The following is a 13,948-nucleotide window of genomic DNA, read 5'->3' on the forward strand; positions in this document are numbered from 1 at the left end:
GATTTTTCGGTTTTAACGAGAACCTCTTACTCCAGAACAAAAGGCTGCGGGCTGAAGCAAAGCACGAAAAACAGCATGGCGATCCAGCCCAGCACCTTCCGGCCTTTAGACAGCGGACTTTCATCCGGACAGGGAGGGTGGTGCACCCCCAGCATTCGGGAGAGAATGAGCCCGAAAACCAACCAGCCGTTATAACCGTCAATTCCCGGAAAAACGTAGCTGAAGGCCAGCTGAAACCCGATTACCCCGGCTGTTAAAAGCAAAACCTGGGGTTTTTCCGGTACGATCTTCTGGAAAACCAGCAATAGGTAAAACACATAGGTTATCCATTTCCAGTAATCCGAAATCAGGTTTAGTTTAGGCGTAATTATTCCCAATCCGGCATACCCGATAAAGAGCACAAAAATAAACGGCGCAATCTGATTGAACCGTTTATAACCCAGTAAGCCGTAAAGCACGTGGCCGCCGTCGAGCTGTCCGATTGGCAACAAATTCAACGCTGTAAAAAACAGCGACAGGTACCCGGCCAGAATGAACGGGTAATGGATCAGCTCGTACTTGGGCGGCAGCAGCGCCGGGTCGGCTACAAACTTTTCGAAGAACAGCGTTAGCAGGCTTTTGCCTAAATAAAGCTGGTTTTCGGTATTCTGGTACACGTAGGCGGCATAATCGAGGCCATACTTCTGGTACTCCGGGTGAATGCTGAAAATATGTTCCGGCGGCGGTAAATGGGTGTAGCCGTAGAAAAGCAGGGGCAGGGCCACTACCAATCCGGCCAGCGGACCGGCAATGCCGACATCGAAGAACTCCTTCCGGGAAAAGATCCTTTCCTTGATCTTAATGAAGGCCCCCATGGTACCAATGCTGTTCGTAATCCCGAAAAACATGGGAATATAATACGGCAGCGTTACCCGGATCCGGTAAAAGCGGGCTGTTAAATAATGCCCGAATTCATGCACCGTGAGCACGCCCAGAAAGGAAACCGAAAAGGCCAGGCCCTGAAAAACCTCTTCCTTTGACATCCAACCTTGGATGTTAAAACCTCTTTTACTGAAGAAGAATAGTTTGTCATGCATCCATTCGGTGCCGGCCAGGGTGGTGGTTACCAGCGTGAGCAGAAACAAAAATAAATGCAGGCCATAGCGCCAAAACTTTCTAAACGACATCCTTAAAGACCTGATTTATCGTAAGCGGAGGCGCCAGGTGCAGTGTTTGGATACCGCATTTTTCAGCACTCTCTATATGTTGAATACTGTCGTCGATAAATAAAGTTTCTTCTCTTTTTAACCCGTTTTCAGCCAGCACCTGCTCAAAAATTACGGCATCCGGCTTCCGCTGCCCCACCAGGTGCGAATAATAGGTTTTATCGAAAAGCGAATCCAGGCTCGGGATCCCGAAACTGTCTTCCACAATTTTATTAAACCCGATTAGGTGAATGGCGTTGGTGTTGCTCAGCAGAAAAAGTTTGTACTTCTTTTTAAGTTTCCGAAGCAACTCGATCCGTTCCGCCGGAATATCGAGCAGCATGGCATTCCAGGCTGCATCTATCTGCTCATCGGTTCCTTCTACCTGGTAGCATTCCCGCACCTGATCCCGGAACTCCTCCTCACTGATTCGCCCGGTTTCCAGGTCATCGAACAATTTGGATTGGGCTTTCTGGTTGAATTCGATGGTCTGGTTTTCTTTGGAAAGCTTTTTAAAAGTATCGATGGATTTCTGATAATCGATATTGATGATAACGCCGCCAAGGTCGAAGATGATGTTTTGAATAGAAGCAGGAACCACAGAGAAATTTTTTAGGTTATTTTTGTTGCGAAATTAAGGTTTAATCCGTAGAATTGCACTCCAAATCAGAAATAACCTGTTTTCTGACGGGCCTATAGCTCATTCGGTTAGAGCAACTGACTCATAATCAGTAGGTGCTTGGTTCGATTCCAAGTGGGCCCACGAATAACCCTTTTAAACCGCTAATCTTCAACAAGTTAGCGGTTTTTTTATGCCCTTTAGTAAGTATTTAGTAAGTTTTAGCCAGATTTAACCCTCTTTTCTGGTTCCTGCCTTTTATTTCTTTTCCGCCCTTTGAGGGTGGTTACTTCGCTTCTTTTTATTTCTTTTTCGGTTTGGTCTGAAATAATACAAAAGTGTTACTTTTTAACATTTGATACAATATATTTAAAGTGGTATATTTTATTGGTTGTTAATATTTGCTAATTCTTTGAAAATGAGACTGTTGAATTTTACGCTTTAACCACCCTGTCACAAAAAAGCCTCTGAAATTGTTAGATATGTAGAAATCAGACCTAAAACTTAAAAAAATTATGAATCAATTCTATATGGTTCCAGAGAACCAGTTTAACCAGTTGCTGCAAATGGTAACTGAGCTTTACCAGAATTCAGGAAAGAGTAAGGCCAAACCTGAAACAGAACTCTTAACTACTCAAGAGGCCGCGAAAAGGCTAAAGGTTAGTTCTAAAACTGTCCTCAATTATATTGAGTTGGGAAAGATAAAGGCTATTAACTTCAATAAGGGTAACGGTATGCGCTGCCGTTATAAGATCGCAAAAGAGGACCTTGAGGCGTTTATTAAATCAAAACGATACTAACACCCACTTATTCATGTTAAACACGCTGCCACCCTCTATTGAGGGTTTTTTTATGCCCTTTCCTGTCGTAAGGCCACCACCGAAATATGGTTTCCGAAACGTGACAACACAATCAATAAGTTTTAAACATAAATTAAATTAAAATGAAATATTCAATTGAAACCAGTAACGGCAAAACCTATTGCCTTATCAATGCTGAATTAGTCGCAAAAAACAGGGATGAAAAGAACATTCTCCATGAACTATATTATTTCAAAAATCAACCCTTTAAGTTTGTCCTTTTTAAATTTAAAACAAACGAAAGTACGATGACTTGTGAAGCTCTGGAGTTAAGGTAAGAGCAATAAAAGGGGTAACGCTACTTACAAACGTTACCCCTCGCTTTGCTCTGGGAATGAAAATACCGAAGAAACCAGAACAAAGGCTTTTACTTACTTAAATATTGAGATAAATGGTTTACTGCTATTCTGAAAATATCGGAATGAGTTATTCCGTATGCTCCAGCCATCGCCGCTACTTTGTCAACTTCAACCTGGCTTAACCAGAATTGAGGACGTTTTACCAATTGCTGTTCGTTTCGCTTCTTTTTATATCGTTTCAGGAGCTTTTTAACGCGTTCATGTTGGTTATATAATCTCATTACTGGACCTGTTTAATAATCGCACAAATACTTTCTGTTTGGAGGTCTTTTTCAGCACCCCACGAGTTAACCACGGCTGGAGTAAATAGCTTTTCTAACAAAAACTTATCGTTGTGTGTAGCTATTAAAATAGCTCTTATTTGCTCAATCTTTGTAAGGATCGCGTTTTGGTTATCGTTTAAAACGATTTTCAGATTGTCCAGCATGGTTTGCCCTGCATCGGTAAGAACGGCAACACCATTAACGACTTTTAACCAGCCGTAAAACTGTGGTACTGCCCACTTCTCGTTTTATACTTCGGCATAAAAGGTCTTGAGAGTAGCAATTGAGGTCATAATTGGTTCGGGTAATTTTACCTGTTCTGTAAGATCAACACCAATTGCTGTAAAATCGGAATAGGCTGGCAAGTTCTTTACCCTATTATTCTTTAGCGTGTATTCCAGCGAAACAAAATATTGATCACCAAACTCTGATAACTGCGAACCCTCAATAAGATTTTTAACTTCGTTATCCAGCTTGCTCAGGATTGCGTTTACTTTTGCTTTATTAGCGTTAAATGTTTGGAGTGTGTTTTGGTACTGTGTACCGTTAATGGTGCGTGTTGCCATAATTATATTGGTTTATTTACCCGTATAAAATGGCAATTGTATGTATGTTTAAATTTTGAGTATCAGTAAGCAAAATATTTTTTTACCCCTCTTTTGCTGCGGTTTTATACCTTGCTTCTCGTAAAAACTTTTCCCAGTTCTTAATAAAATTTTGACCCTGTACTTTAAATTTACTCTCAATTAAACTATACTCATTGGTTCCAACAAATGGAGCCGAACCATTAACCATTTGAAGTTGAAATTTTTTATAATCAGATATGATTGCCCGAAGCTCAGAAATGACCTTCTCATAATCTTTTTGTAAACTACCCATTTTAAACGTTATAGCTTGATCCTCGAGGTGTTCGTAAAATTTTAGGTAAGATTCTCCTAAAAAAACCGATGGAAAAATTCTAAAGGTATTAAAATTAACATCCAGCAAATCTTTCACCTTCTCATGATCCTCTAATAAAACATGTTTAAATTTTCTGTCTTTTCTTGTTTGATAATAACTCCAAAAACCAAATGCACCACCTATAACACCCACGGCAGAATCCCAGTGATTTTTGACAACTTCAAGTATTGAATAAATATCCATGCCAGAAAATTAACAAATGTTACCAAATAAAAAAAGCCACCCTTTTTGAGTTGCTTACCTGATAAATACCGATTGCTTTTAGGCTTGTTCTGGAGCGTTTAAGAGCTTCTTTACCCTCATTACCGTACTAACACCTTTACCTGTTAGCGTTGCCGTATTGCGCACTGTTTGACCTTCATTTAAGCATTTAACAATACTTTTGTATTGCTTTAGTAAATCCTCTTTCGCTTTGGTTGTGCCTTGAGGCCTTCCAACGTGTTTTCCTTTCCGCTTTGCTTCCTGCATACCAGATCGGACCCTCTCAATAAGCGTCGCACGTTCCATACGGCCTACATCAGCTAATAACGTGAACATGAATTGAGCTATTGAGTTAACGCTTCCATCTGGGTTTAACGTTTCCAGATTATAATTCTTAACCACGATACTAACTTTAAGAGCGTGTAAAGCTTCCAACGTTGCCAGTAATTCGGCAGTATTACGGCCTAAACGGGTTACTTCGTGAATTAAAACCTTATTTATCTTTTTAGCCTTTGCCAGTTTTAAAAGTTGCTGGATTGCTTTACGTTCGTTATTGCTTTTAGAGCCTGAAATCGTTTCGGTAATCGTTTCCACTACCTGCAAGCCTCTGGCCTCTGCATACTCTGTAAGCTCCGTTAATTGTCTGGAATGGCTTTGATCTTGAGTTGAAACGCGAACTAATATTGCTGTCTTTTTTTGCATGGCTGGACCGTTTTCTGGTTGGTGAACAAAGATACGAAATGTATTCAGAAAAGGTATAGGTTTTCTAAATACAAAAACAAGAGTTAAAATAATGGCCTTATTGAGTTAGAATAAGGTTTTTTCTGAACAACCTTTTTTGAACACATAATTTTGAGTGTATTGGTTTTTAGCTCCGATAACCCCCATGTTTGCGGTATATCGTGGCGAAAACGTTTTGAGGGTCCGAGAGCCTAAAAAAGGCCGTTTTTGGCTTACACCCCCTATACTTTTGATTTTTGGGTATTGCCCAAAATCGCTGTTTCTGGACTGGAAACAAGGTTTTTAAAACTGAAACTATCTATTTTGCAAAAAGGGGTGTTACTGTGCCTGTTTTGGTAGGTTTTAACGGTTTGAGAGAAACAACCAAAAAAGAAAAACAGACCACAAAGTAGTCTGTCTTAACTTATGCTTAATTGGAAATTCTTTAATCTATATACGATGCGATAAGTGATCGTAAAACTTTGCTTACATCGGTTTTATTGCTTTTTGTTTTCGCTTTCAATTGATTGAGCAACTCGGTTTCTATTCTCAATTGAAATTTTTTCTTTTCAGGGTTGGTGTTCATATTATTAGGCTACTAATTTGAGGTCATTCTTTGCGTACTTATTATCAATCATTTTTAGCATTTGCATGTATTCGGCCTGATTGAAACCACCTGTTGATGTAACGAACTCGCCGCCGTCCCAATCTTTCGGAACGGTACGACCTGCACCTGAATAAGCGCGTGGTTTAAGGTTAAATTCTGGTTCTGGTTTTTGCATGGGTGGAATATCGTTATTAAATAAAGCTTGCTGGATTGTACCTAAACGCTCAAAAATTTCAGGATTAGGAGGCAAGAGAAAACCATCAATGCATTTCTTTGTCAGGTGTTGGTATTGCAACCTGTTTTCCGTTTCCAGATCATTTGAGTGGGTAGGGGTACTTACTAAATAGTTATTTTTACAAGCAATGAATTCCTGCAATGTGGCTATATCAGTTTGCCCGATAATGTAGTTATTGAAATTGATCTTAAAGGCCGTTTTAATACTCTGTGTTGGATTGCTCTTCTTTTCCGTTTCTGGCTTGCTTACTTGCAGTTCGGCATTATTAAAGGTCGTTAAATCCAGTATATCAATACGCTTGTATTGGTAGTTTCTGTTTTTATCGTAAGCCTTGCCGTTCGGCTGGATAACTGGCGTTTTTAGATCGTAATAGCTCAAGAGGTTTTGAGCATGTTTACGGTAAAGGCTTTCAATACCCTGCTGGTTTAGGTCCTCAATTCTTACCCCCTTTAACGGCTTTTTACCTATTCGTAATTCGTTTCTGAATATAGGTTTGTTAATTTCCAGTCCTGAGAGTTTATGTAGGGCATTTATGTTCGGCTTGTTGCTTATCTCAAGTTCCTGGGTTTTATCGTAAATCGTTAACCTTATATCAGATTTAGGGGCTTTGGTGGCTTGAGTTGCTTTTCTGGCTGGACTAATAACAAACTGACCGCAATTTGCCAGCATGTGAACGCAAACAGGTTGAACGGGCGCATACTGGGTCCCTTCGGTAATTATAGTTGAGTTTAGGAAAAGGTTTTTATATTCAGATAATGTATTCTGATTAGTATCGTGGGCAATGTGGAAATCAGTAATACCGTATAGCTCTAATCCAAGAGCCTGAGTAAATTGGAAGTAATACTCTCTCCAGTAACCAGAACAAAAGGTATCGTTAATTGCCTTGTATTTGAGGTAAGGACTATTTTTTGAGGTCCTGCAATTGGTGGCAAACTCTGCCGTATGTTCACCATCAATAAACACATCGAAAGTAACCAGATAATTCTTTTCTAATCTCTGGGTCTTCTTAATGGTTATAGAATCGTTTATAAGGTAATAACCTGATTCCTTTTTATAGTAAGTATCAATATAGTTGAAATCAAATACTGTTTCATCTGCTGAAGTAAGAGTACAGATAAAGGTATCTGGAATGGTAAGGGTGTTAGTTTTCGTATGAGTTGTACCCCTTAATAGCTGGGGGTTATCCAGTACGAAAGATTGTGTGTTAGTTTCCAAGTAAGCATGTAGTTCCAGTTTATTGAGGCAAAACCGTAAGCCGTAAGTTATCCTGTTGTTGTATACGTATAAATACGTGTCATGACAAATGTTTAACTCAATTGTATGTTTTTTCTCTGAAAAACAGAAATAAATAAAAAAGCCCTCAGTTTTTGAGGGCCTTGTTCGATGGTTAAAAGGTTAGCTTTTCAATTTCTGCGGCCTCTCCCTGTCGGGTGTTGAGGTACTTCATAAACTCATTTAAGGACTTGTGGCCTGTCCATTTCATTATCAAGGCTGGATTAACATTCTTTTCAAAGAGGACCGTTACAAAGTTCCTTCGGGCCGTGTGGGTGGTAATGAGCTTGTAACGTTCTATCTCGTTTTTAATGGTTTCGTTTCCGTTGTAATGAATAATGGTTTCAACGTTTCGCAATTCTGGAACAAACGAACATACCTCTTTGATGTACTGGTTGTATTTTACGTTACTTATTTTTCGCAATTGGTAATCGTATTTTTCAAGTAATTCTTTTACAATGCTGTTTAGGGGTAGGGTATGGGTTGCGGTTTTGGTCTTCTCAATGTTGGTTGTAATCATTCCGTTTTTGATGTTGGCTTTTGATAACCTTATTACATCGCTAAAACGAAGACCTGTAAAGCTCTGGATTAAAAACAGGTCGCGAACGTAATCTAAACGTTTGCTAAAATGGAAGTCAATACCCTTTACCTTTTGTAACTCTTCCAGAGATAAGGTAATTACTTGCTCTTTATTGCCTTTTGCAGCCTTAAATTTATAGTCTTTGAACTTTGTGTTGTTGTGGACCTCTGCCTTGAGGTAGTAGTTTAGAAATTCTTTAAAAATGCGTATGCGTTTCCATACGGTGGTATTGTGGTATTTCTTACTTATCAGGAAGTTTTTGTACTTATCCAGAAAAACGTTATTGATTCCCTCAAAGGTGATATAAAGGGTCTTGTTCTGTTCCTGAAACTCTGTTAAATTGATTTTAAGGGCCTTAAACCCCTTTAGAGTGTTAGGTGTAACAGACTGTCGTTTTAGCTCAATAAACTCATCTAAATAGCCGAAAAACGTGTTTTTAAGCCCTTTAACGTTGTTGAGGTCGTTGTATTCAGCTTGCACGTAATCCACGGTGGGAGCTATACCACGTTCGGAATAATGCTCTTTAATGATGCGGTCAACCTTATTCTTTATTTCCCAAATGTTGGTATTATCTGTTTTGTGGTCTTCCGTTCCGTTTAGTTTTACTTGTTCTTTTTCCTCATTCCATCCAGTTTTTGCAACCTTAACCCCTGTTGGAAACCGTTTGATCTTACCGTTATTGATGTACTGGACGTAAACCGAATAAAGGCCGTTTTTGTCTTTGTTGTGTAAAATGACTTTTGATAGCATGGCTTTGAGGTTAAGGTTTAGTAAGTATTTAGTAAGTGAAGTAACGGAAATTAACCAGAAACGACAAAAACTAAATTCAAAAACCCCGTTTAAAAGCTAATTTAAGGCATTTTTGAGAGGTAAGAATAAAAAGGTTCGATTCCAAGTGGGCCCACCAAATTTGAAAAACCAGTCTTCGGGCTGGTTTTTTCTTTTTTAGCCAGTTTGTAATGTTCATTGAATGAAGCACTTAGCTTAAAAATTGCGTTCACTCTTGGGGTTCGATAACCCTGTATTTTCCGATCATAATACACCCCTTCAGGAAAGATAAGGGACTGTAATCTTTGCTTTTCATTGAAATTTGCTATGCTCCATGATTCACAGAGAGTTACGCTAAGTTTTAAGCCCATTTCTATGAACTTTTGATGGTTCGATAAGGGTCCAGTCAAACTTGCCAGGTGAGCTTCCGTTTCTCTTCGTTCTTGCTTTAATTTTTGACTAAACTTTTCATAAAGTTCTTTTGGAACTTCCCCAAAAACAAAGCGCTCTTCTAGAGCTTCTAATTTCTTATCGCGCTCTGTTGCCTGCTGCTGGATTAGTTTTGCTTGCTGCTTACTGTTTTCATGTCTTTCAGTAAATACGCCTGATAGTGCTTCCTTTAAAACCGGAATGAGCTCTTTATTTACCTGGTATTGCTTTAATAAATCTAGGTAGGTTTCATGTATGATTTTGGCGCTCTTATTGCATTTGCAACCAACCTTGTTGCATTTGTAATAATGAAGGCCCTTTTTCTTTACTTCATACCCGGTGAAAGGAGCGCCGCTATTAGCGCAACGGATATGCTGCTTTAGTGGCAAGTTTTCATCCTCTAACTGAACTTGATAACCTTGTGGATTTGCTGATTGAATGTCATTTACCTGGAAGAAAATTTCTTCAGAAATTAGAGGTTCATGCTTGCCGCGTATTAACTCTTCACCCAAAAGCTTGTTGGTAATAATGCCGCAATAAAATGGATTTCTAAAGATATGAGTAAGCATCTGGTTGCTTAGCCTCAATCCCATACTATTCAACTTTGCTATTATGGCAGTGTTGCTTAATCCTTCTTTGCATTTCATTAGGAAAGCTTGTCTTAACAACTTTCCATTCTTATCTATAGCAAGGCATCGTTGCCCATTTACGAAAGCTCTTTCATAGCCAATAGGTGGTTTGCTTACCCACTGGCCCCGGCGCAAAGCCTCCAGCATGCCAGTAACCGATTTCTCGCGTCTCTGATCGTTATCATATTTGCTGAATAAATACTGCATGTTTCGGTTGAACTTACCAGCAGAAGTAGATGTGTCTGTTGGTTGTATGCAGGAGGAAACAGAAATGCCTATTTGTTCTAACTGATCGTTTAGGTAAATGGCATTACCACCAGTGCGAGAGAATCTGTCATAGCTGTAAACGATTATGGTACTCACTTTAGCTTTTTGCCGCTTTACGAACTCAAGCATTTTCTTAAATTCCTTCCGCTCGTCACCTTTTGCACTTTCGTAAGTACCACCAAAATATTCCAGCACTTCAAAGCCATGCCGCTCTGCAAATTGCTCACAGTACTTCAACTGCGACTCTAAGCTATTTCCGGTATCGGCTTGTTCTTTTGATGAAACCCTGGTATAAATTACGGCATACTTGCCTTGCTTAGTTTGTTTGTTCTTATGTACTTTGACAAACTTAGAAAACTGTTCGAGATTATATCTGGTCATCATTTTGCTGCTGATTTTTGTAAATAGAAAAGTAAGCGTTGCTGAGTACTAGAAGAGACTCTGCAATGGAGCAGAGCTCTTCCTTCGGTAAATGTTGGTAACTAGGTAAGGTTGAGAGTTTTAGTATTAGCTTTTCAATTAAGGAAAATGATTGTTCTTCTTGTTGTTTTTGATTTCTAGTTTTAAATAAAGTTGACACTTTGGTTGAACACTCGGGCTGCAGCTGAGGCTTTCAGGAGTGCAGCAGGGTTCATAGTTTGGTGCTGAAGCTTTCAGGACCATTCTTCAGGCAAGGCGCAGGCCTAACTTGGTACTATTAATACTTGAAAAGCTGTAAGTAGCTTTTTGATTTATTTTATAATTCTCTATGAGTTTGACGTTCAAAGTAGAACCTGTTCCCATTTCTCCTTTTGAGCTCAAAGCCATGATACTTTTTATTCAGTAAAATATCTAATATTTTCTGCTCATCATCTGCAGGCATTTCCCCATCCTTAGTGGTGATTAAGTGCTTGGTTTCTTTCTTTGTTTTCGGATCCTTAGTATAGGTGATTAACACTTCTTTTAATGTTTTGTCCCGTAAAGCACTTAGTACTTGCCTTTCTTCTTCAGTAAGGAGCTGCAAAGGAGAAATAAAGGATTCTTTATCCGGATCAATAAGAAATTCCATCAGGTGCTCCGTTATGGAAAGATAAAGGTGGGTACGCTTTAAGAGCTGCCCTGCATTTGGATCAATCTGGAGAATTTCATCCAGCCACTCTACAACGGTACCATCTGGAAAGATAAGAACTGCAACGTGCTGGTGTAGAACCAAGGCATTAAGCAAGATGCTACGGATTTTGGTTAGACTTTTAATTGCTCTTTGTCCTTCCTCAGTTTCTTTTAGCGATTGGATGAACTCTTCGTTTTCAAAGGAGTTAAGTAACTCTGCTTTTTCTTCTGGCCTAAGTGGCATTTTTCGGGTCTTCTTTAAGAGTTCTTCCTTGTAGGTATTAAAGAGTTCTTCTACTCCAAGCGGAACAATAAGCTGTTGCTTTACTTTCTGAATCAGATCTGTAGAGCATCCTAGTTGCCGCAACTGCTGAATCATCTTTAACCAGATATATTGTTCCAAATTTAGTTTCGTCCAGGTGCGCTTTTCACTGGCATCGTCAAACCATAGACCTGCCTTGCGCCAATCATTAAAATTCTTAGAAGCTACATTAGCATCTTTGAGGAAAAGTAACGGCTTTTCTATGCGGTCATATAGTTCATTATAAGATGCATGGTCAGAGAGTTCTAAACTTAGGGAAAAAGGGGCATCCATTTATTTTTTTATTTATTTACACAAATGTAAAAATAATATTTAAAATAAAAACATTAAGGTAGTGTTTGGTTTAAATTGCGATTGAACCGTTGAAGCTAATCCAAGCTGAATTTTGAACGAAAATTGCTGAGTAAAGGTAAAAGAATGGAATAAAGGCTGTTTTATATTTTAAAATCTTTGAATATTTTAATAAGCTGTAGTTTAAAGCTCCTGTGCTTTGGCTTAGAGTTGTAAGATTGATGAAAGAGATCGCTATTATATAGGCATTTTTCAAGGTTCGAAATCTTAAACGCCTCTACTTGGTTATACATCTCGATTTTTCCAGCTCTTGGGGAACTTGGTGCTAAATTTAGCATAGAGTTTCTTGTCGATTTCTCCAGGTACAAACCTTTTTTCAATCTGATCCAGCTTCTACTTTAACTCCTAGGGATTCTTCTGCAGGTCTTTTTCTTCTTCCTCCTTCTGGTGGTGTGTTACTTAAAGGTATACGCCAACTGCTGCTTTAAAGGGCTGGCTAGGAGAGGATCTATCAGGTAAGAAGGGAGTATTTGCTGGAACTACTCATGCATCTCCTTTGCGATCTTTTTACTGTTGCAGCCGGTCATTGGATACTTGTAATAGTAGTTAGTTTATTGAAAGGTGGAAGGTTTTAAGATTGGTTTGTTGCTGCAGTTAGTCAAGTAAGCCTAGAGCGATATCTAGTTGTTTAAGCGCCAGATTTAAGGTAAGTTCCGGGTAATCTTCCTGGTACTCCTGAAAGGGGGCAAGTAAAGGGAAGTTGGAATGAAGGTTTTCATCGTTGAAAAGATGCTTGATGCCTTTAATCTTGCACAAAGCTTCAAAAGCGTCTTTTGGCTGAGTATCTTCTCCCAATAAATTGGTTTTACCGGCATTTAACTGATCCTTGAAGTGGTTATGGAGATCAATTAGAAAGTTCTCGTTATTGCGCTTCATGCGCTCGATCTGTTTTTGCTGCTGCTCCACTAGATTTTCTAAAGCACCTTTTTGTTTTTCTTTTAGTAGCTTATCATGAGCTGTTTCAAACGAGGCAATTTCTTCGATGCTCATTTTAAAGTATGCAGCTAGTTTCTCAAGCTTATCATCGGTAAGGGTGATACCACCATTTTCAATCCGGCTAAGGTTGGCTTTTTTGATGCCAAGTACAGATGCTATTTCTTCCTGCTTCAAGCCACGCGCCCTGCGAATAGCTTTGATTTGTTGATATAGTTCTCTCACGGCTCAAACGTATGTAAAATAAATTATTTGTCAATGGGAGACTTAAAAATAATTTGTTTACTAAAGTTTATTATTGTGGCTTGAGCTAACCTTTTTGAGAGTTTATGATGTAATTTTAAGGTAATTAACTGTTGAAATTTGATGAGATAAATTATGATGTAAAGAGCTGAAATATAGCCTGGTGCTAAGTAATTATAGGTTGTTTTATCGAGACGGCTGGAGGCGAAGTACAGATCGGTAAATAATCAGCAAAAATGAGTAAGAATACCCCTGTACAAAGGTGAAAATGCCGTTAAGTTTACTTTAAATTGCCTCTTATGGCAAGTTCGTTAAGCTTATTTTTGATTGCTTCATTAATCACCAACTTCTTTTAAGAATGTTATAAAAAATCTAGTGCCGAAGCGTAAGATTTAGCTAAAGCTGCATCAATTTTTAGAGCAATTTAATAATGGAGTTTATTCCAGTTTATCGCTCATCCTAGTAATAAATATGTGGCGCTTCCACTACTAGAAGTTACAAGTAGTATTAGCGACGAAACAGAGTTGAAATCCGATAGAGGGTTGAATGTGTGAAGAAGTAGGGCAAAAAGCATGAAAAATTTACCTCAAAATGGTTAGGAAATGATCTCAAGATTTTAGTTGAAATTTCAAGAGGTTTTCACATGGTCTTTTTCCAAACTTTTAGGATAGAAAAGAAGCTTAAAAATTGTTAGAAAATGAAGTGGGAAAAATGAGGTTAGAGTGTTGGTAACCAGTGTGTAATGATAGGCCTTTGTTGGTTGAAATTATACAAAATTACCGCTGTAAAAATGGTATGGTTTATCATCTAGAAAATGTCCGCTTTTTAGCTCGGAAAACTAGGCCAAATCCTGAACAATTTTGGAAGGTTTTTCATGCCGGAAAGAGGAGGTCCATTTTCAATCAATTTAGAGCCATTTTTAAGGTATTTTAAAGCCCTGAGCAGGGGAGTAGCCAAGCTTTTCGAGCCTCAGATTTTTAAGTGGAATTATATTCTTAGACTGTCTCCAGTTCTATCCAAAATCTATCAAAATCAGCAGTTTTTTACCAGTTGAAAA

At 38.7% G+C, this 13,948-nt stretch carries 13 protein-coding genes and 1 tRNA gene; 2 read left to right on the plus strand and 12 right to left on the minus strand.

Features of this window, described 5'->3' with window-relative positions; all coding sequences use genetic code 11:
• Positions 1-26 precede the first annotated feature (26 nt).
• Together F0P94_RS09130 and F0P94_RS09135 are read right to left on the minus strand one after the other, a co-directional pair.
• The gene (locus tag F0P94_RS09130; protein WP_150903577.1) at positions 27-1,166 is read right to left on the minus strand and encodes a site-2 protease family protein; all 1,140 of its coding nucleotides are present in this window, start codon (positions 1,164-1,166) and stop codon (positions 27-29) included.
• On the minus strand, positions 1,156-1,785 hold the full coding sequence (locus tag F0P94_RS09135; protein ID WP_150903578.1) for an HAD family hydrolase: 630 nt from the start codon (positions 1,783-1,785) through the stop codon (positions 1,156-1,158). The genes F0P94_RS09130 and F0P94_RS09135 overlap by 11 nt, the downstream gene beginning before the upstream one ends.
• Positions 1,786-1,873: 88 nt before the next feature.
• Here F0P94_RS09135 and F0P94_RS09140 point away from each other — a divergent pair.
• Together F0P94_RS09140 and F0P94_RS09145 are read left to right on the plus strand one after the other, a co-directional pair.
• Positions 1,874-1,947: transfer RNA gene (locus F0P94_RS09140), tRNA-Ile, on the plus strand.
• A 371-nt stretch (positions 1,948-2,318) separates the two neighbouring features.
• Complete coding sequence (locus tag F0P94_RS09145; RefSeq protein ID WP_150903579.1) at positions 2,319-2,603, plus strand: helix-turn-helix domain-containing protein; 285 nt, start codon at positions 2,319-2,321, stop codon at positions 2,601-2,603.
• Between the two features lie 427 nt (positions 2,604-3,030).
• Here the strand turns inward: F0P94_RS09145 and F0P94_RS09150 are convergent, their stop codons facing one another.
• The 10 genes from F0P94_RS09150 to F0P94_RS09195 all read right to left on the minus strand — a co-directional run bounded on the left by F0P94_RS09150 (position 3,031) and on the right by F0P94_RS09195 (position 12,873).
• Positions 3,031-3,243 (minus strand): hypothetical protein, encoded by a 213-nt coding sequence (locus F0P94_RS09150; protein ID WP_150903580.1) that lies wholly within the window; start codon positions 3,241-3,243, stop codon positions 3,031-3,033.
• Positions 3,243-3,449: a hypothetical protein gene (locus F0P94_RS09155; RefSeq protein WP_150903581.1), complete on the minus strand. Its 207-nt coding sequence runs from the start codon at positions 3,447-3,449 to the stop codon at positions 3,243-3,245. Before F0P94_RS09155 ends, F0P94_RS09150 begins: the two co-directional genes overlap by 1 nt.
• Before the next feature lie 84 nt (positions 3,450-3,533).
• Positions 3,534-3,851: a hypothetical protein gene (locus tag F0P94_RS09160; protein ID WP_150903582.1), complete on the minus strand. Its 318-nt coding sequence runs from the start codon at positions 3,849-3,851 to the stop codon at positions 3,534-3,536.
• A gap of 82 nt (positions 3,852-3,933) precedes the next feature.
• Positions 3,934-4,428 carry a hypothetical protein gene (locus F0P94_RS09165; protein ID WP_150903583.1) on the minus strand — a complete coding sequence of 165 codons (495 nt, stop codon included), beginning with the start codon at positions 4,426-4,428 and terminating at the stop codon, positions 3,934-3,936.
• Between the two features lie 78 nt (positions 4,429-4,506).
• On the minus strand, positions 4,507-5,148 hold the full coding sequence (locus tag F0P94_RS09170; protein WP_150903584.1) for a recombinase family protein: 642 nt from the start codon (positions 5,146-5,148) through the stop codon (positions 4,507-4,509).
• Between the two features lie 608 nt (positions 5,149-5,756).
• On the minus strand, positions 5,757-7,223 hold the full coding sequence (locus F0P94_RS09175; RefSeq protein WP_150903585.1) for a hypothetical protein: 1,467 nt from the start codon (positions 7,221-7,223) through the stop codon (positions 5,757-5,759).
• 172 nt (positions 7,224-7,395) lie between these two features.
• Entirely contained in the window at positions 7,396-8,610 is a 1,215-nt protein-coding gene (locus tag F0P94_RS09180; RefSeq protein WP_150903586.1) for a site-specific integrase, read from the minus strand.
• Between the two features lie 101 nt (positions 8,611-8,711).
• Positions 8,712-10,337 (minus strand): recombinase family protein, encoded by a 1,626-nt coding sequence (locus tag F0P94_RS09185; protein WP_150903587.1) that lies wholly within the window; start codon positions 10,335-10,337, stop codon positions 8,712-8,714.
• Between the two features lie 352 nt (positions 10,338-10,689).
• Positions 10,690-11,637 carry a hypothetical protein gene (locus tag F0P94_RS09190; RefSeq protein ID WP_150903588.1) on the minus strand — a complete coding sequence of 316 codons (948 nt, stop codon included), beginning with the start codon at positions 11,635-11,637 and terminating at the stop codon, positions 10,690-10,692.
• Between the two features lie 672 nt (positions 11,638-12,309).
• On the minus strand, positions 12,310-12,873 hold the full coding sequence (locus F0P94_RS09195) for a helix-turn-helix domain-containing protein (RefSeq protein ID WP_150903589.1): 564 nt from the start codon (positions 12,871-12,873) through the stop codon (positions 12,310-12,312).
• Between the last annotated feature and the right edge of the window lie 1,075 nt (positions 12,874-13,948).

The sequence above is a fragment of the Adhaeribacter soli genome (assembly GCF_008727925.1).
GTDB classification, from domain to species: domain Bacteria; phylum Bacteroidota; class Bacteroidia; order Cytophagales; family Hymenobacteraceae; genus Adhaeribacter_A; species Adhaeribacter_A soli.

Bases quoted from the DNA above. Each gene is read 5' to 3' on its own strand.
- F0P94_RS09130 (WP_150903577.1), bottom strand. From the start codon at position 1,166: ATGTCGTTTAGAAAGTTTTGGCGCTATGGCCTGCATTTATTTTTGTTT.
- F0P94_RS09145 (WP_150903579.1), top strand. From the start codon at position 2,319: ATGAATCAATTCTATATGGTTCCAGAGAACCAGTTTAACCAGTTGCTG.
- F0P94_RS09150 (WP_150903580.1), bottom strand. From the start codon at position 3,243: ATGAGATTATATAACCAACATGAACGCGTTAAAAAGCTCCTGAAACGA.
- F0P94_RS09155 (WP_150903581.1), bottom strand. From the start codon at position 3,449: ATGCTGGACAATCTGAAAATCGTTTTAAACGATAACCAAAACGCGATC.
- F0P94_RS09160 (WP_150903582.1), bottom strand. From the start codon at position 3,851: ATGGCAACACGCACCATTAACGGTACACAGTACCAAAACACACTCCAA.
- F0P94_RS09165 (WP_150903583.1), bottom strand. From the start codon at position 4,428: ATGGATATTTATTCAATACTTGAAGTTGTCAAAAATCACTGGGATTCT.
- F0P94_RS09170 (WP_150903584.1), bottom strand. From the start codon at position 5,148: ATGCAAAAAAAGACAGCAATATTAGTTCGCGTTTCAACTCAAGATCAA.
- F0P94_RS09180 (WP_150903586.1), bottom strand. From the start codon at position 8,610: ATGCTATCAAAAGTCATTTTACACAACAAAGACAAAAACGGCCTTTAT.
- F0P94_RS09185 (WP_150903587.1), bottom strand. From the start codon at position 10,337: ATGATGACCAGATATAATCTCGAACAGTTTTCTAAGTTTGTCAAAGTA.
- F0P94_RS09190 (WP_150903588.1), bottom strand. From the start codon at position 11,637: ATGGATGCCCCTTTTTCCCTAAGTTTAGAACTCTCTGACCATGCATCT.